The 17,661-nt window shown below is 68.5% G+C and carries 13 protein-coding genes and 1 pseudogene; 5 read left to right on the top strand and 9 right to left on the bottom strand.

Going from position 1 to position 17,661, the window contains the following annotated elements; genetic code table 11:
* The first annotated feature begins 55 nt into the window (after positions 1–55).
* Entirely contained in the window at positions 56–1,150 is a 1,095-nt protein-coding gene (locus GS4_RS13675) for a DUF4192 domain-containing protein (protein WP_007621471.1), read from the top strand.
* Between the two features lie 53 nt (positions 1,151–1,203).
* Here the strand turns inward: GS4_RS13675 and GS4_RS13670 are convergent, their stop codons facing one another.
* Positions 1,204–1,887, bottom strand: coding sequence for an iron-dependent transcriptional repressor DtxR (locus tag GS4_RS13670; protein WP_007621469.1), 684 nt, complete (start codon positions 1,885–1,887; stop codon positions 1,204–1,206).
* Positions 1,888–2,134: 247 nt separating this feature from the next.
* Between GS4_RS13670 and GS4_RS13660 the strand changes: the two genes are divergently transcribed.
* Complete coding sequence (locus tag GS4_RS13660) at positions 2,135–3,379, top strand: acetoin utilization protein AcuC (protein WP_007621467.1); 1,245 nt, start codon at positions 2,135–2,137, stop codon at positions 3,377–3,379.
* A gap of 91 nt (positions 3,380–3,470) precedes the next feature.
* Positions 3,471–6,389 (top strand): bifunctional acetate--CoA ligase family protein/GNAT family N-acetyltransferase, encoded by a 2,919-nt coding sequence (locus GS4_RS13655; RefSeq protein WP_051989728.1) that lies wholly within the window; start codon positions 3,471–3,473, stop codon positions 6,387–6,389.
* 162 nt (positions 6,390–6,551) lie between these two features.
* On the opposite strand, the gene GS4_RS13650 is transcribed toward GS4_RS13655, so the two are convergent.
* Complete coding sequence (locus tag GS4_RS13650; RefSeq protein WP_007621463.1) at positions 6,552–7,574, bottom strand: sigma-70 family RNA polymerase sigma factor; 1,023 nt, start codon at positions 7,572–7,574, stop codon at positions 6,552–6,554.
* Positions 7,575–7,835: 261 nt separating this feature from the next.
* Positions 7,836–8,225, bottom strand: a pseudogene (locus GS4_RS26400) (DUF3099 domain-containing protein); the annotation flags it as partial.
* A gap of 83 nt (positions 8,226–8,308) precedes the next feature.
* Between GS4_RS26400 and GS4_RS13640 the strand changes: the two are divergent.
* Positions 8,309–8,584 (top strand): DUF3039 domain-containing protein, encoded by a 276-nt coding sequence (locus tag GS4_RS13640; RefSeq protein ID WP_007621459.1) that lies wholly within the window; start codon positions 8,309–8,311, stop codon positions 8,582–8,584.
* Positions 8,585–8,610: 26 nt separating this feature from the next.
* On the opposite strand, the gene GS4_RS13635 is transcribed toward GS4_RS13640, so the two are convergent.
* Complete coding sequence (locus GS4_RS13635) at positions 8,611–9,735, bottom strand: YihY/virulence factor BrkB family protein (RefSeq protein ID WP_085947046.1); 1,125 nt, start codon at positions 9,733–9,735, stop codon at positions 8,611–8,613.
* A 693-nt stretch (positions 9,736–10,428) separates the two neighbouring features.
* Between GS4_RS13635 and GS4_RS13625 the strand changes: the two genes are divergently transcribed.
* Positions 10,429–12,144 carry a DEAD/DEAH box helicase gene (locus GS4_RS13625; protein WP_007621450.1) on the top strand — a complete coding sequence of 572 codons (1,716 nt, stop codon included), beginning with the start codon at positions 10,429–10,431 and terminating at the stop codon, positions 12,142–12,144.
* 167 nt (positions 12,145–12,311) lie between these two features.
* On the opposite strand, the gene GS4_RS13620 is transcribed toward GS4_RS13625, so the two are convergent.
* From GS4_RS13620 to stf0, 5 genes are all read right to left on the bottom strand, one after another.
* The gene (locus GS4_RS13620) at positions 12,312–12,518 is read right to left on the bottom strand and encodes a DUF7455 domain-containing protein (protein ID WP_007621446.1); all 207 of its coding nucleotides are present in this window, start codon (positions 12,516–12,518) and stop codon (positions 12,312–12,314) included.
* A 250-nt stretch (positions 12,519–12,768) separates the two neighbouring features.
* Entirely contained in the window at positions 12,769–13,737 is a 969-nt protein-coding gene (locus GS4_RS13615; RefSeq protein WP_007621445.1) for a sulfite exporter TauE/SafE family protein, read from the bottom strand.
* A gap of 212 nt (positions 13,738–13,949) precedes the next feature.
* Entirely contained in the window at positions 13,950–15,896 is a 1,947-nt protein-coding gene (cysC, locus tag GS4_RS13610; protein WP_007621443.1) for an adenylyl-sulfate kinase, read from the bottom strand.
* Entirely contained in the window at positions 15,896–16,828 is a 933-nt protein-coding gene (gene cysD / locus GS4_RS13605; RefSeq protein WP_040510483.1) for a sulfate adenylyltransferase subunit CysD, read from the bottom strand. The genes cysC and cysD overlap by 1 nt, the downstream gene beginning before the upstream one ends.
* Positions 16,825–17,622, bottom strand: coding sequence for a trehalose 2-sulfotransferase (stf0, locus tag GS4_RS13600; protein WP_007621439.1), 798 nt, complete (start codon positions 17,620–17,622; stop codon positions 16,825–16,827). The genes cysD and stf0 overlap by 4 nt, the downstream gene beginning before the upstream one ends.
* Between the last annotated feature and the right edge of the window lie 39 nt (positions 17,623–17,661).

The raw sequence follows: 17,661 nt of genomic DNA, 5'->3' as shown, positions 1-17,661 counted from the left end.
GTTCCGGGCGTCGGGTGCCGCCCGATCGTGACGCCATCCGGACATCATTCGCGGCATGACCACCGATCGTCGCCAGGGCATGTTCGATCCGACCACCCTGCTCACCGCGCTACCCGCCCTGTTGGGCTTCATCCCGGAGCGGTCGATCATCCTGATCGCCTTCGCCGCCGACGACTCGATCTGCGCGACCATGCGCCACGATCTGGTCCTGACCCCGGCGGGCGCACCGCATCGATCGATGCCGGTGCTGCTGCGCGAACTCGGTGAGATCTGCGTCCGATACGCGGCCACCTCGGTGCTCCTGGTGATCGTCGACGACCGGTACCCGGGCGACGACCCGCGATACCGGCGGATAGCGGCGGTCGCCGATCGGCACCTGGCGGCGAGCGGCGGTGTCTACGCGGCCTTCTTCGCCGACGACCTCACCGAAGGGCGTCCGTGGCGGACGATCTGGCATCCCACCGACGACCTGGACCGCTTCCCGCCGCCGATCGTGATGCCCGCCGGTGTCGACGAGGCCGGGTTCGTGCGGGACCCGCACACGTCGGCGACCGCGATGCGCGAGGCGATCACATCGGGCCGGCGCATCCTGGCGAAGCGTTCCGAGATGGTCGCGATGCTGTCCGAGACCGAACACTGCGACAACCGACACCATCCGGACCCGGATGGTGTCGCGGAACAATCGAATTCACCCCGACCGTCGGGGGAGTTGCTGCAATTCGTGTTCGATCAGGTACTCGCCCCGTCATCGGCACTGGACTGTGCGACGGTGCGGACACTCGAGCGAGCCATCACCACACTCGAGGTCCGTGACGGGTTGCTCGCCCTGTCGGTCACCGATCACCGGGCAGCCGTCGAAGAACTCTGGCGGCAACTGGCCCGACGACTCCGCGGGAGCGGACGTGCAAGTGCAGCAACACTGTTGGCGCATCTGCACTACGTCGGCGGTGACGGAGCATACGCGGGTGTCGCGCTGGATTGCGCACTCACGGCCGACCCGCACTGGACGTTGGCGACCTTGCTCGACCGTGCACTCCGCGCAGGATTGCATCCCGACGTGGTGATGTGGCCGATGGTCGACGACTCGTACGAGGTCGCCGCACGACTGGGAGTCCAGTTGCCCGCCATCACCATGCGGGACGCCGGCTGAGTCGACCGTGGCGAACGCACAGCTCGCCGCGGTCGGTCAGCTCGCGGCGATGGTCAGACCTTGTCGACGAAGATCGAGTGGGCCATCTCCTCCGACAGCTCCAGACCGTCGTGACCCGGGGTGTTGATGACGACCCGCTGCGGGCTGTTGGTCACCGTGACCCGCGCGTTGGGCACGACGCCGGCGTCTCGCAGGGTGGTGATGAGCTCCACGTCGGACTGCGCGTGCTCGGAGAGCCGGCGCACGATCACCGCGACCGGATCGCCCTGCGGCAGGTCCGACAGACGCGTTGCCGCGTCGGACTCCGCAGTCGGCTCCACGCCCAGGACGTCGAGTCCGGGAATCGGATTGCCGTACGGCGACGTGGTGGGGTTGTCGAGCACCGTCAACAGACGACGCTCGACGTTCTCGCTCATCACGTGCTCCCAGCGGCACGCCTCTTCGTGGACCTGTTCCCACGGCATCCCGATCACGTCGACCAGCAGGCGCTCGGCGAGACGATGCTTGCGCATCACTGCGATCGCGAGCTGCCGACCCTTGTCGGTGAGCTCCAGGTGACGGTCGCCGGCGACGTGCACCAGCCCGTCGCGTTCCATGCGGGCCACGGTCTGGGACACGGTGGGTCCACTCTGCTCCAGGCGCTCCGCGATGCGGGCCCGAAGTGGCACGATGCCCTCTTCTTCGAGGTCGTAGATCGTACGCAGATACATCTCGGTGGTGTCGACAAGATCGTTCACTGTGCGCAGTCCCTTCCGTTGTCTACAGGGTACCTGACCTGGCCTTGCGCCCGATGTCACCGGTTGCGGGGGTGTCGGTGCGTCTTTCGGCCGCCTGTGCACGGTGTCGACCGTCGACATCACCGAGCTCAGCGGGCGCCGTACGGATCGCCGTGGTCACACGCCGCCGTGTCCGGACGCCTGCGAGATCGGTCACTGTGCCCACGCGAACCACTAGCCTTGGATCCGTGACGCGAACGAGTGCCGCATGAGTGCAGCGGTCATCTGGAGTGACGACTTCCTGTCCTATCGCTGGGCCCACACCCATCCGATGAATCCCGTCCGACTCGCACTGACGATGTCGCTGGCGCGCAGTCTGGGTGTGCTGGAGGGAGTCGAGACGACGCCGCCGATGGCGCTCACCGACACCGACCTGATGGTGGTGCACAACCGTGAGTACATCGATGCGGTGCGCGCGGTCGGGTCGGGCAACGCGGCCTTGTCGGGACCGCTCCTGGAGCGTCTGTTCGGGCTCGGCGGCACCGACAACCCGGTGTTCGACGGGATGCACGAGGCAGCTCGGCTGCTCGTCGGCGGCTCGGTCGCGGCCGCCGAGGCGATCGCCTCGGGATCGGTGCGACGGGCGGTCAACATCGGCGGTGGGATGCACCACGCCATGCGGTCGCACGCCGCGGGTTTCTGCGTCTACAACGACTGCTCGATCGCGATCCGGTACCTCCTCGAGCATGGTTTCGATCGGATCGCCTACATCGACATCGACGCCCACCACGGCGATGGCGTGCAGGTCGAGTTCGCCGCAGACCCACGGGTGCTCACGGTGTCGCTGCACCAGCACCCGGCCACGCTCTGGCCCGGCACCGGCTGGCCGACCGAGATCGGGGACGCGACCGCGGAGGGCACTGCGGTCAACGTCGCACTGATGCCCGACACCCGGGACCGCTTGTGGCTGCGTGCCTTCCATGCCGTGGTGCCCTCGCTGGTCGCGGAGTTCCGGCCGCAGATCCTGGTGACCCAGTGCGGGGTCGACAGCCATCGCGCCGACCCGCTGACCGACCTCTCGTTGACCGTCGACGGCCACCGTGCCGCGATCACCGCGTTGCGCGACCTCGCCGACAAGTACTGCGACGGGCGATGGCTCGCGGTCGGCGGTGGTGGTTACGGCGTCATCGACGTGGTGCCGCGCAGCTGGACGCACCTGATCGCGGCGGTCCTCGACCGCGACGTCGAAGTGACGTCGGTGATCGACGAGGAGTGGCAGGACGCGGCGACCGAGATCACCCGCCAGGTCCACTCCCAGTACTCACATCCGCCGGTCGGGACGATGGGCGACGGCGGTGACGTCGACTACGTCGCCTGGGACGGAGACACCGGCCAGCCCGCACCCGACGGCATCACCGACCGCGCCCAGCAACAGACCGACCGCGCGATCCTGGCCACCCGTCGTGCGGTGTACCCGCTGCACGGACTCGACCCGGAGGACCCCCGTGACTGAGGACGCCACGATCGCCGACGGCGAATCACACGACGACACACCCACGAGCGCCGCGGCCGCGACCCCGGGCCTCGACGAGAGCCGGCCGGGCATCGACGAGTCCCTCCGGGCGGGTGACCTGCCGGCCGCCGGTGGTGTCGTCGACCGACCGGCGCCCCGGGGGCCGTGGGACTACCCGCGACACTGGATCGCCGACGTCCTCGCGTCCGACGGCGGAGTCGTCCACCTGCGTCCGATCGTGCCCGACGACGCCGATCGGATCGTGGACTTCCACTCCAAGCTGTCCGAGCGCACCCGATACCTGCGGTATTTCGGTCCGACCCCGACGCTGCCGCCGCGCGAGGTGGCGCGGATGACGACCGTCGACCACCAGCAACGTGTGGCGCTGGTCGCGGTCCTCGGGGGTGAGGTCATCGCCATCGGGCTCTACGAGGGTCTCGCCTTCGACGGCAAGCCGGAGTCCGCGGAGGTGGCATTCGTCGTCGCCGACGCACATCAGGGACGCGGCCTCGGCCCGATCCTGTTGGAGCACCTGGCCGGTGCGGCGGCGGAGAACGGCTTCACGCGTTTCGAGGCCGAGGTGCTGAGCGAGAACCCGACGATGGTCGGGGTCTTCCGCGACGCCGGCTACCAACTGTCGCGCAGCTTCGACGGCAGCACGGTGCACGTCGAGTTCCTCATCGACCCGACCGAAGCGCTGCTGTCGGTGCGCAACGCGCGCGAGCGTGCCTCGGAGGCGCGGAGCGTCGCAAATCTGTTGCGGCCCTCGTCGGTGGCGGTCATCGGCGCGTCGTCGGACCCGACCAAGGTCGGTAATGCATTGCTGGCCAACATCATCGCCGGCGGCTTCACGGGCCCGGTGTTCCCGGTCAACGGGCCCGGACATGCCGGTGCCGCCACCGACGAGGACGCGGACGGGGCGGGAGACGGTCCGGACGGGACACCCGCGGACGGACGTGCGGGGGCTCGCCGGGCGCATCACGGACCGGCGCGGACGACACGACGTGATCCGGAACGCCCTCCGTCGGTGCGCGGAATCCGGGCCTACCGGACGGTCCGTGACATCCCGGACCCGATCGACCTGGCGGTAGTGGCGGTCCCGGCCGCCATCGTGGACGACGTCCTCGACGACTGTCTGGTCAAAGGTGTGCGCACCCTGGTGGTCGTGTCGGCCGGGTTCGCCGACCGCGGCGAGGTCGGGCTGGAGACCGAACGTCGGCTCGTGGACCAGGTGCGTGAGCACGGGATGCGTCTTGTCGGGCCGAACGCGCTCGGGGTGGCCAACAACGATCCGGGCGTTGCATTGAACGCCACTCTCGCACCGCGGATCCCGGCGGCCGGGCGGGTCGGGTTCTTCTGCCAGTCCGGTGCGCTGGGCATCGCCATTCTCGACACCGCGGCCCGGCGCAGCCTGGGGCTGTCGACCTTCGTCTCGGCGGGCAACCGTGCCGACGTCTCCGGCAACGATCTGCTGCAGTACTGGGACACCGACTCCGCGACCGACGTGATCCTGCTCTACCTGGAGAGTTTCGGTAATCCGCGGAAATTTTCCCGCATCGCCCGACGGGTGTCACGGAGCAAGCCGATCGTGGCGGTCAAATCCGGTCAGGGCGCCATGACGCCGGTCCGTGCCGCTCGCTCCGCTGCCGGCAGCCTGGACGACCAGATCGCCCAGATGGTGCTCGAACAGGCCGGTGTGATCCAGGTGGACACGATCCCCGAGCTGTTCGACTGCGCGACCGTGCTCGCCTACCAGCCGCTTCCGCGCGGCCCGCGCACGCGCATCATCGGCAACTCGTCGGTGCTCGGGAGTCTCGCGGCGGCGACGGCTCGCGGCAACGGACTCGAGGTCACCGACTCACTCGACCTCGGGCCCGCGGCCGGGGAACAGGAGTTCGGCGATGCCGTCGCAGCGGCGATGGCCGACGATGGCGTCGACGGCGTCGTCGTCGTGTTCGTCCCGCCCGTCGCGGTGGACGCGGACGGTCACGCTCGTGCGTTGATGACCGCGGTGGCCGCGGGCGAGGGGACCCCGAAGCCGGTGGTCACCACCTTCCTGGCGGTCGAGGGAATCCTGCCCGCCCTGACCCGTCAGGGCGAGAACGGTGCTCCCGGACCGGGATCCATTCCCTCGTACGGCAGTCCTGAGCGTGCGGCAGCTGCGCTGGCCCGAGCATGGCAGTATGCACGGTGGCGGCAACGCCCGGAGTCGGTGATCCATCGTCCCGAGAACACCGATCCCGAATCGGCCCGGATGTTCGTCCGTGAGGCGATGACGCCCGCGACCCCGGACATCGGTGCCGAGATCGCCTCGGACGCAGTAGGTGAACAGGATGGTGGTCGAGTCCTCGACCAGGTGGACTCGGCGCGGCTGCTGGCCTGGTACGGGATTCCGGTGGTGCCGTTCGAGGAGGTCACCACCATGCACGAGGCATCCGCGGCGGCCGGACGACTCGGTTTCCCGGTCGCGGTGAAGGCCACATCGGAGGCGTGGCGTGGTCGGCTGGACCGCGAGGGCGCCCGGTTGGACCTGCCCGACGCCACGGCGGTCGTGACGGCATTCGCGGAACTGCGCGATCTGACCGGCGACGCCGTACTGCACGTGCAGAAGATGGCGCCGAAGGGGATCGGCACCGTGGTCCGCGTGAGCGATGATCCGTCGTTCGGCTCGCTGATCTCGTTCGGGTTGTCGGGCCGGACCTTCGAGATGCTCGGCGACCACGGTTACCGGGCGATCCCGCTGTCCGAGCTGGACGCGCAGGAACTCGTGGACGCTCCACGGTCGGCGCCGCTGCTGTCGGGCTACCGCGGTGAGGCGCCGGTCGACAAGGCCGCGCTGACCGATCTGCTGGTCCGTATCTCGACACTTGTCGACGACCTGCCCGAGGTCCGCGATGTCTCACTCGATCCCATCCTGTGCTCACCGGAAGGCGCAGCCGTGCTGACGGCGGAGATCCGGGTCGGTCCGGTCCCCACCCGTGCCGACACCGGGCCCCGGCGACTGGGCTGAGGCCGCTCGGTCTCCAGACGGCGGTCGGGCCCCGTGTCGATCGGCCCCACGGCGATCGGGCAGAGCGCGGCGGCCGCATGAGACAGAGAACGGACCCGGATGGTCGATGACCATCCGGGTCCGGTGTTCTCGTCCAGCCGGTGTCATCACCGGCCGGATTCGCTAGCTCGCGTAGGCGCGCAGACGCTCGGCGCGATCGCCCTGACGCAACTTGCCCATGACCTCGCGCTCGATCTGACGGACGCGCTCGCGCGACAGACCGAACATGCGACCGATCTGGTCCAGGGTGCGGGGCTGACCGTCGTCGAGGCCGTAGCGCATCCGGATGACCTGTTGCTCGCGCTCGTCGAGAGTCGACAACACCGATCGGACATCCGTGTGCAGCAGGCCGGCGATGACGGCGTTCTCCGCGGAGGTCGCCTCGGCGTCCTCGATGAAGTCGCCGAGCGGGGCCTCTTCGTCGCTGCCGACCGGCATGTCGAGGCTCACCGGATCACGGCTGTGGTCGAGGAGGTCGGCGATCTTCTCGGCGGGGATACCCGACTCGTTCGCCAACTCGTCGTCGGTGGCCTCGCGTCCGAGCTGCTGGTGCAGTTCACGCTTGATCCGCGCCAGCTTGTTCACCTGCTCGACGAGGTGGACGGGAAGACGGATGGTGCGGCTCTGATCGGCCATGCCACGGGTGATGGCCTGACGGATCCACCAGGTGGCGTAGGTGGAGAACTTGAATCCCTTGGCGTAGTCGAACTTCTCCATCGCGCGGATCAGGCCGAGGTTGCCCTCCTGGATCAGGTCCAGCAGCGGCATCCCGCGTCCGGTGTAGCGCTTGGCCAGCGACACCACCAGGCGCAGGTTGGCCTCGAGCAGGTGTGCCCGCGCATGCTCGCCCTCCCGGACGATCTGCGCGAGATCACGCTTCTTGGTCGCCGACAGGCGCTTCTTGGTGGCCAGAACGTGCTTGGCGTAGAGGCCCGTCTCGATCTGCTTGGCGAGCTCGACCTCCTGCTCCGCATTCAACAGAGCGGTACGGCCGATGCCGTTCAGGTAGACACGAACGAGGTCGGCGGCCGGCGACTGTGCGTCGAGGTCCTGCTCGGTCATTGCGGGGCGGGTGCCCCGGGTCGACGGGTCATCGTCGGCGAATCCAGTGGTCGTGGTCGGGCGTGCAATTGTCGAGCGTGACATTCGGCCTCCTGAATCGAGTGCGTTCACTGGGTTCAACGACAGGAGGGGACCGAAAGTTCCCGACGGCCTCCCGGCCACGACAAGCGGTGACCTGCGACGATGCGCGATCCGCAGGTACGACGATCTGAGAAGTTACTGAGAGTCGGAGTCGGGTCGGCGCTCGCCGTCCGGGGACCTCGTCGACCCGTGGGCCACGTGGTCGGTGCCGTGGTCGTCCGCGGTCGAGTCGATGTAGGTCGAGTCGACCACCGGGCCACTGTGGTCATCGGTGTCGGATGCGGTGCCGCCGTCGGCGGAACGCCCCAGCTGCCGCGAGCCTCCGCTGAGCCCGGTGGGACCGATGACCGTGTGGTCGGCGCCGTACTTGTACTGGGGGACCTCACCGCGTTTGCGGGGCGGACGATCGTTGGCGATCAGCACCGCCACCCACGGCAGCGGGATGGACAGCGCGACGATGGCGAGAGCGAGCAGACCGGATCCGGTGGCTCCGTAGACGATGCCGGCGATGATCAGGGCGGGGACGCGGAAGGCCATGAGCGACAGATACTTGCGCACCCGAGCACGATGCTGGTCCTCCAGCGACTGCTGCGCCCCGGTGATCAGGTAGGTGTCGGGCGAGTGGCCCTTACCAGCCGGGTGGTCGAAGCTCATGACTCCACTGTCCCACTTTCGGTCGTTCGCTGCATCGACGGTGGTTGCCGCGCGGGGTCGGGCGTGTGGCGCACAATGGTCGGATGGGAACGCAGACCATCGAGAAACCCGACCTCGACGAATACACCGACACCGAGACCGACGAGCGGCCCGATGCCGACACCAGTGACGGCACCGACGACGACCGGCCCAAGTTCTTCCACTACGTGAAGAAGGACCGGATCGCCGAGAGCGCGGTCATGGGTAACCACGTGGTCGCACTCTGTGGGGAGACATTCCCGGTGACGCGGTCGGCGAAACCGGGTTCGCCCGTCTGCCCGAAGTGCAAGAAGATCTACCAGCGGATGCGCAAGGACTGAGCTCGGCCCCTCCTCTCACCGATCGCTCATCCGTCGGGTGCGTCGCGTCCGTCACCGGATCGGTTCGCACGGCGGCGCCTCGGTTGGCCGGACGACTGCGGGCGTTGCTCCCGGTGGTCGGTGTCGACGGTCTCCGGTGGTCGCCGTCGGATCGGACCGGACACCAGCCGGTCCGGCAGCGTGCGGAGCTGACCGGTGAAATCGGATGTCTGCGACTGGACCCAGTTGCGCACCTGGGTCGACGCGGTGGGTTTCGCCGGCCACATGGCCTGCACGGCGGCGTTGAATTCTGCGCCCAGGACGATCGCGAATCCGAGCGAGAAGGTGAACAGCAGGAATGCGATCGGCGTCGCCAGCGCACCGTAGGTGTAGCCCGCCCGGGTGATCGCGGTCAGATAGACGCGCAGCCCGTAACTGGCCACCCAGAACACGATGCCCGCGAGGATCGCACCGCCGATCAGTCGATGCCACGGCAACGGGTTGGGCAGCGCCAGGTGGTACAGCGTGGTCAGGACGAAGATCATCAGGAGCGCGACGAACGGGAAGTAACCGAAGTCGATCAGGTGGCTGACGACGGGGTCCCAGGACTCGGGGACGATCTCCCGTAGGTAGGTGGGCCCCAGGGCGACCAGCGGGAGCAACAGCACCGACACCGCCAGGAATCCGATGTAGAGGAACAGCGCGAAGATGCGCTGCCACACCGGGTTGCGCACCTCATGCTGGTCGTGGGCGTGCACGATCGACGAGACGAAGCAGGAGACGGCCGACGAACCGGCCCAGAGCGACAGCACGAAGCCCAGCGAGATGAGTCCCACGCGGCCCCGGCCGAGGACGTTGTCGACTGTCGGTCCGATCAGGTCGTTCACGACGCTCTCCGAGAACGTGCGGTTCGCGAAGGCGATGATCCGGTCCGAGATCACCGTGATGGTGTCCGGCCCGAACCACCCGCCGATGTAGCCGATGCTGCCGAGGAGCCCCAGGAACAGCGGAGGTAGTGACAGCGCCTGCCAGAACGCCGCCTGGGCCGCCCAACCGACGATGCCGTCGTCCCAGGACTTCACCGTCGTGCGCCAGGCGAGTCGATGGAGATTCGGCAGGACGGGCGGTCCCGGTGCGGCCTTCACCTCGTCCGCGGACAGGTCCGGGGGCACCGGCTCGTCATGCCCTTCACGGTGGGGGTCTTCACGGTGGGGGCCTTCGTGCCGGTCGTGGTCGGCCGATGCCGGAGCCTGTGCGACGGTGACCGGCTCGGACGGTCCGGGAGCCGGGCGACGATGACCGCGTGGGGCGGGGCCGGCGCGCTCGGGACCGACGATCGCATCGGGACCGGCGGGACGGGGGAGTGGGACTGTCGGCGAGCCCGTCGGGCGCCGGTTGCGGACCCGGGCGGAGTCGGTCGGCGGACGACCGGCGTGCGGCACCACAGGCCCCGATCCGGCCCGTCCCACGGCAGCGGCCGACGACCGATCGTCCGGCGGCGGGACGTCGTCGGTGATCGGTACCGGGTTGCGATTTCGGATGGCTATGGTTCCATCGTCGCCGATTCGCGGCGGATATGGGTGACCGACCCCTGTCCGAGGTGTCGGAATCTCTCGGCGTGGTGTGTCGCGGCACGCCGTGGGACCGGCCGACGGGGTGGTGTCATGCGATCGATGCGACGCGATGACGGTAGAGTCGGTGCCGCCCGGCCCGGCGTCGGCGAGCGCACCCGATGCCGTCGACGACCCCGAGCCCGCCGGGCCGCGAACACATCATCGACCGTGTCGGACAACGACATCGAACCGACACGATGCCCGATCGGCCGACATCGGCCCGACGATCTCGAGTAGCAGGAGCAGGCCGGAGTGACCTCAGCAGACGGTGCCGAGAGTGTGTCGGCGGGCCCGCCGCTGCGCGCATGGCAGCGACGCGCGCTGACCAAGTACCTGACCCGGAAACCGACCGACTTCCTCGCCGTGGCGACGCCCGGCGCAGGTAAGACCACCTTCGGGCTCCGAATCGCCAGTGAACTGCTCGGAGATCGAACGGTCGATCAGATCACGGTCGTCGCACCGACCGAGCACCTGAAGCACCAGTGGGCGCAGGCGGCCGCGCGCGCGGGCATCGCCCTCGACTCCCGCTTCAGCAACGCCACCGGGCAGACCAGCAGCGACTATAAGGGTGTCGTGGTGACCTACGCGCAGGTGGCCGCGCATCCCTTCCGCCATCGAGTGCGGACCGAGAACCGGCGCACACTGGTAATCCTGGACGAGATCCACCACGGTGGCGACGCGAAATCCTGGGGTGACGCGATCCGTGAGGCCTTCTCGGACGCGACCCGGCGGCTGGCGCTCACCGGTACGCCGTTCCGCTCGGACGACTCACCGATCCCGTTCGTCACCTACGAGCCCGAGGCCGAGGGTGTCATGCGCTCGCGCGCCGACCACACCTACGGATACTCCGACGCCCTCGCCGACGGCGTCGTGCGACCTGTCGTGTTCCTGGCGTACTCGGGGCAGGCGAGCTGGCGCACGAGTGCCGGCGAGGAGTTCAGCGCGCGGCTCGGCGAGCCGTTGTCGGCCGAACACACCGCCCGGGCATGGCGGACCGCGCTGGACCCCCACGGCGACTGGATTCCCGCGGTCCTCACGGCCGCGCACACCCGACTCGGACAGCTGCGGGCCGGCGGTGTACCCGACGCCGGTGGACTCGTCATCGCCACCGACCAGACCGTCGCACGCGACTACGCGGAACTGCTGGCCTCCATCACCGGCAAGGCCCCGACCGTCGTGCTCTCCGACGATCCGAAGTCGTCCTCGCGGATCGCCGCGTTCGCCGAGTCCGACGACGAGTGGATGGTCGCGGTGCGCATGGTGTCCGAGGGCGTCGACGTCCCGCGACTCGCGGTCGGCGTCTATGCGACCAGCGCCTCGACCCCGCTCTACTTTGCTCAGGCGATCGGGCGCTTCGTGCGGTCGCGTCGCCCCGGCGAGACGGCGAGCGTATTCCTTCCGTCGGTACCGGTGCTGTTGAACCTGGCCAGCCAGATGGAGGCCGAGCGCGACCACGTGCTGGGCAAGCCGCACCGAGAGAGCGACGGCCTCGACGACGACCTGCTGATCGATGCGAACAAGCAGAAGGACGAGCCGGGGGAGGACGAGAAGTCCTTCCAGTCACTGCACGCCGACGCCGAGTTGGACCAGGTCATCTTCGATGGTTCGTCGTTCGGTACCGCCACCTTCGCCGGGAGCGACGAGGAGTCGGACTACCTCGGGCTGCCCGGACTGTTGGATGCCGACCAGGTGCGAGCTCTGCTGCGGAAGCGCCAGGACGATCAGGTGACCGCTCGCAGTGCGGCGGCTTCGGCGCCGGCACCGACCGAGACCCGTGCCACCGGAGAGAACCTCCACGCGTTGCGCAAGGAACTCAACACCCTCGTCGCGATGCATCACCACCGCACCGGCAAGCCCCACGGCATGGTGCACAACGAGTTGCGGTCGCGACTGGGCGGTCCGCCGACAGCCATGGCGTCGGCCGATCAACTCCGTGAGCGCATCGCTGCCCTGCGTGAGTGGCGCTGACCGTCACCGCGTGAACTCCGGCCCGTGATCGGACTTCTAGGCGTCGGTTCGAGGCACCGCATGAATACTCGTCGCTGCCGGGTCACCTGCTGCGGAAACACCCGAACAGACTTCGACCCGGCACCGCGATCGCGGCATCGGGTCGAAGTGGTCGGTTGTACTCCTCGTCAGACCAGCTCGCCGGCCGACTCCTCGACGGTCGCACTCAGCTCCACGAGGCGAGCCTCGTGCTCGTTGAAGTGGTGACGGCAGAAGAGAAGTTCGCCACCGGCGGGCAGCACGGCCCGCACCTTGGCAGCGGCGCCGCAGCGATCGCATCGATCGGCAGCGGTCAACGGCATGGAGATCGGGGATGTCGTGGCTGTGTCGGTCATTTTCTCCTCCGTCCCGGGCCGGCGTTCCGATCGGAGACCGGGCGCCTCTTCCCTTCGTGAGCCGACGCATCGGGATGATGCGTCACCTTCACTCTGTCAGACGTATGGGGCTTTCGTATTGTTCCGCCGAGCCGCCCGGTGTGTCGTCACTCACCCGTAACACGGCGACACGATTCGGTATCGCGACGCGATCGCCCCCGTCTCATACGTCGGCGTACCCAGCGTCCGCACGCGGAAACACGAGCGCTGGTCAGGCCGGTGTCGGTGCGGCGCGCCCCTCACCCGCGTCCGCGTCCTGTGCAGCGGCTTCCTGCTCCTCGCGCAGTGCGGTCACCGCATCCGACGACTCGTTCTCGCGATCCCGGAGGTACTCACGCAGGGAGTACGCGAACGCCGCCACCCAGAGCACGACGATCAGCACGTAGATCCCGGTCTGGACGGCGCTCGGCACATCGACCCAGTCGCTGCGCAGCAGGCTCCGGACGTTGGTGAGCACGATCAGGCCGCCGACCGAGGCGCCGAGCAGCCGCGGCGGGATGTGGCGGACCAACCAGGCAGCGATCGGGGCGGCGATGACGCCGCCCACCAGGATGGCGCCGACCCACGCGAAGTTGATGCCCTGCGACCCGAGGCTGAACAGGAAGCCCAGGCTCGCTGCCACCGCGATGATGAACTCGCTGGTGTCGATCGATCCGATGACCTTGCGTGGTTCCAGTCGCCCGCTGGCGAGGATCGCCGGGGTGCCGACGGGTCCCCAGCCACCACCACCGGTCGCGTCGACGAATCCGGCGACCAGCCCCAGCGGCGAGAGGAAGCGTTTGCCGAGCGGCTTGCCCAGCGAGTGCCGAGGGATGCCCTGGAAGGTGAACCGCACCAGGATGTAGACGCCGAGCAGGAGCAGGATGATCGCCATCACCGGTGCGGCCGTCTCGGTCGAGAGCTTCGACAGGACGGTGGCACCGAGGAACGCACCGATGGCGCCCGGGATCGCGATGCGTCGGACGACCTTCCAGTCGACGTTGCCGAACCGCCAGTGCGAGACGCCGGACACCAGGGTGGTGCCGATCTCCGCGAGATGGACGGTCGCCGACGCGGCCGCCGGGTTGGTGCCGATCGCGAGGAGCAGCGTCGTGGTGGTGACGCCGTAGGCCATGCCGAGGCTGCCGTCGACGAGTTGCGCGGCCAGGCCGACGAGGCCGATCAGGATGATTGTCTTCATGGGTTGATGTGCTTTCGGGTCGGGCGCATCGTGTCGGATGACGCCGCCGGGGTACAGCCGACGATTCGAGGTTGCGGGCTCAGTGACTGTTCGCGCGAACGCGGTGACTTTCGCGTGGACGCGGGTGACTCACCGGGGACGACACATCATCGATGCGACCCGGAGCAGGTCTATCGGGATGCGCGTCACCAGCACGAGATCCGACACCATGGTCAGACCGCCTGATTCCGTCGTCGATCGATGATCTCGAGGATGCGGGCGACCAGTCGATCGGTGTCGGCGTCCGTGGTGTCCACGGCGATGTCCGGGTTCCGCGGGGGTTCGTACGGCGCGTCGACACCTGTCAGGCCTCGCAGTTCACCGGCGCGGGCTCGTGCGTACAGCCGCTTCGGGTCCCGGCGCTCACATTCGGCCAGTGGCGTACTGACGTGCACCTCGACGAAGTCGAGCGACGCAGCGTGGTTCAGCTCGCGGGCGATCGCCCGGTCGGACTCCAACGGCGACACCAGCGAGGCGATCGCGATCACCCCGGCGTCGGCGAACAGTCGGGTGAGATGCCCCACGCGGCGGATGTTCTCCGCTCGATCGCCGGGCGAGAACCCGAGATCGTCCGAGAGTCCGTGCCGGACGTTGTCGCCGTCGAGCAGGTATGCGGCGTCGCCGCGCTCGACCAGTGCCTGCTCCAACGCGACGGCCAGCGTCGACTTGCCCGACGCCGGGAGGCCGGTGAGCCACACGGTTGCGCCCTGCTGCGCGATCTTGCCCCACCGGTGATGACGGTCCAGCGCCGACGGATGCCATTTCACGTCGTTGCGCACGCGCTCGCCCGGTTTGGCCGCTCGGGCCTGCAGGATGGTTCCCGCACCGACGGTGTCGTTGGAATGTTCGTCGATCAGGATGAACGATCCGCCGTCGCGGTTGTCGGCGTACTCGTCGGCGGTCACCACCGAACTGGTCCGGATCGTGACGACACCGATGTCGTTGAGATCCAGACGGATCGGGTCCTGCTCCTCGGTCAGCGTCTCCGGGTCGATACGCGAGGCGAGCTCGCCGACGGTGGCGCGCACCACCGAGGTCCCGTGTTTGAGCGCGAGACGCTCGCCCGCGTGCAGGGGCGCGTCGGCGAACCAGCAGACGTGTGCCACCAGTTCACGGCCCAGGGTGGGCAGCTCCGCGTCGGCCTTCGCGCTCACGATGACATCCCCGCGGCCGATGTCGATCTCGTCGGCAAGTTCGATCGACACCGACAACGGTGCGACCGCGGTGGTCCGTTCGGCGTCGAGCGTGTCCAGGGCGGTCACCACGCTGCGGGTGCCGGCGGGCAACACAGCGACCTCGTCACCCACTCGGATCGCACCGGCCGAGAGGCGACCGGTGTACCGACGCTTGTACTCGGCTCCCGGTCGCGAGACCCACTGCACCGGCAGGCGCAGTTCCTCGGCCGAGGCCTTCGGCGCCGCGAGGTCGATGTCCTCGAGGTACTGCAACAGGGTCGGACCGTCGTACCACGGTGTGTTCGTAGACGGATGGACGACGTTGTCGCCGTCCTTGGCCGCCACCGGGATCACCGTGAGCTCGATCCCGAGACGTTGTGCGAGAACGTCGAGTTCGTCGGCCACACGGTCGAATTCGGCCTGCTCGTACCCGACCAGATCGATCTTGTTCACCGCCGCGACGATGTGCGGCACCCGCAGCAGCGAAGCGATTCGGGCATGCCGACGGGTCTGGCGCAGCACGCCGGCGCGCGCGTCGACGAGGAGGACGGCCACGTGGGCGTTGGAGGCCCCGGTGAACATGTTGCGCGTGTACCGCTCGTGACCGGGAGTGTCGGACAGGATGTAGTTGCGCGTCGGTGTCGAGAAGAAGCGGTAGGCGACGTCGATGGTGATGCCCTGCTCGCGCTCGGCGCGCAGGCCGTCGGAGAGCGCGGCCAGATCCGGGGTGCCACCGTCGTCGGTGACGGCGTCGAGATGGTCGGTCGGCAGGCTGTCGGTGTCGAACAGCAGTCGGCCGATGAGCGTGCTCTTGCCGTCGTCGACCGAACCGGCGGTGGCCATCCGCAGCAACTGCCTGCGGCGCGTCTGTACGGGCGCGGTGACATCGGCGGCGTGCGCGGGCGCCGCGAGATTGCCGGCGCGAGCGGGGACTGTGTCCGTCATCAGAAGTATCCCTCTCGCTTGCGATCTTCCATGGCTGCCGCGGACGTGCGGTCGTCGGCGCGGGTCTCGCCGCGCTCGGACACCGTCGCCGCGGAGATCTCCTCGATCACTCCGCCGATGTCGGTCGCACGCGACCGCACCGCGCCGGTGATCGTCAGGTCGCCGACGGTCCGGTATCGCACCCACTCCGTGCTCGCGGACTCACCGTCGGCGGGCTGGGTGTACTCGGAGACGGCCAGCAGTATTCCGTCCCGCTCGAAGACCTCGCGCTCGTGCGCGTAGTAGATGGACGGGATCTCCAGGTCCTCGAGTTCGATGTAGCGCCAGATGTCGAGTTCGGTCCAGTTCGACAGCGGGAACACTCGCACCTGCTCGCCGCGGCGGATGGCACCGTTGTAGAGCGTCCAGGGCTCCGGCCGCTGGGCGCGCGGGTCCCACTGCCCGAATTCGTCGCGGAAGCTGTAGACACGCTCCTTGGCGCGGGCACGTTCCTCGTCTCGTCGCGCGCCACCGAACGCGGCGTCGAAGCCACCGTCCTCGAGCGAATCGAGCAGCGTGCGGGTCTGCAGGCGGTTGCGCGAGGAGTTCGGTCCGTCGAGTTCCTGGACCCGTCCGCGGTCGATCGACTCCTGCACGGAACCGACGATCAGCTTGTGGCCTGCGGTGCCGACGCGTCGGTCCCGGAAGTCGATGACCTCGCCGAAGTTGTGCCCGGTGTCGATGTGCAGCACCGGGAAGGGCAGGGGAGCGGGCCGAAAGGCCTTCTCCGCCAAACGCAGCAGGACGATCGAGTCCTTGCCCGCCGAGAACAGCAACACCGGGCGTTCGAACTCGGCGACCACCTCCCGGAAGATGTGGACGGATTCGGCTTCGAGCGCGCGGAGTTCGTTGACGTGGATCTCGTCCACGCCGCTGTCCACGATGTCCGTCATGTCGGCAACCCCCATCGTTCCGCGTCATCCAGGTATCTGTCGGCCCACTCCGAGGAGCGGGTGTTGCCCTGCTTGTGCAGGGCACGTTCGGGAAGGTGCTGCGGTTCCAGATCGAGGGCCTTGAGCACCCGGTCGAGGACCGCCGACGTGTCACCGGCGAGGTCGTCGTAGTCCACCTCGATGGGCGTGATCCCGGTGTCGGCGAACCAGGCCCGCCAGCCGGTCTCCTGATCGCGCAACACGCGCACCAGGTGGGCGATCCCGTCCCGGTGGTATTCCGCGCGGGCGTCGAGTTCCGGTGCCGTCGCACCACGCCACACGCGGGTCTGTACCGCGCGCCAGAAGGACACCGCCTGCTCGACGACGTTGCGGCGGGTCACCTTCACGAAGGCGACTTCACCGACGGTGTCTGCGATCGCCGACTGCAGGTCGTCACCGGAACGTCCGGGTAGTCCGGCGGCGCGGTCGACGAGGAGTGGGGTCTGGTTCCACATCAGCTTGCCGCCCCACACACCGTTGGGGGTCGAGCCCTCCAGGAGGATCCGATCGCGCCATGCGACAGCGTCCTCGGTGATCGGGGTGCCGTGATCGAGCGGGTCCAGGAGATCGACGACGGCCGGATCGTCGACGGTCGCGAACCATTCCCGTGGCTGGGGTGCGAGACCGGAGTGCGGCAGGTACTGGAAGAACTCCTGGGGATGGCCGGCGATGCCGGTGGCCCGCAAGGTCTCGACGAGCAGCGTCGAACCGCTGCGCTGCGAGGCGAGGACGAGGTACGACCGGGGGTTCGGCACTGCGCAATCGTAATTTCGGACACGGACCGAGCCGGAATC

Source organism: Gordonia soli NBRC 108243 (assembly GCF_000334455.1).
Taxonomy (GTDB): Bacteria; Actinomycetota; Actinomycetes; order Mycobacteriales; family Mycobacteriaceae; genus Gordonia; species Gordonia soli.
The sequence above is the reverse complement of the archived record's forward strand: the minus strand, read 5'-3'. Positions and strand labels throughout refer to the sequence as shown.

Bases quoted from the DNA above. Each gene is read 5' to 3' on its own strand.
- GS4_RS13675 (WP_007621471.1), top strand. From the start codon at position 56: ATGACCACCGATCGTCGCCAGGGCATGTTCGATCCGACCACCCTGCTC.
- GS4_RS13660 (WP_007621467.1), top strand. From the start codon at position 2,135: ATGAGTGCAGCGGTCATCTGGAGTGACGACTTCCTGTCCTATCGCTGG.
- GS4_RS13650 (WP_007621463.1), bottom strand. From the start codon at position 7,574: ATGTCACGCTCGACAATTGCACGCCCGACCACGACCACTGGATTCGCC.
- GS4_RS13640 (WP_007621459.1), top strand. From the start codon at position 8,309: ATGGGAACGCAGACCATCGAGAAACCCGACCTCGACGAATACACCGAC.
- GS4_RS13620 (WP_007621446.1), bottom strand. From the start codon at position 12,518: ATGACCGACACAGCCACGACATCCCCGATCTCCATGCCGTTGACCGCT.
- GS4_RS13615 (WP_007621445.1), bottom strand. From the start codon at position 13,737: ATGAAGACAATCATCCTGATCGGCCTCGTCGGCCTGGCCGCGCAACTC.
- cysC (WP_007621443.1), bottom strand. From the start codon at position 15,896: ATGACGGACACAGTCCCCGCTCGCGCCGGCAATCTCGCGGCGCCCGCG.
- cysD (WP_040510483.1), bottom strand. From the start codon at position 16,828: ATGACGGACATCGTGGACAGCGGCGTGGACGAGATCCACGTCAACGAA.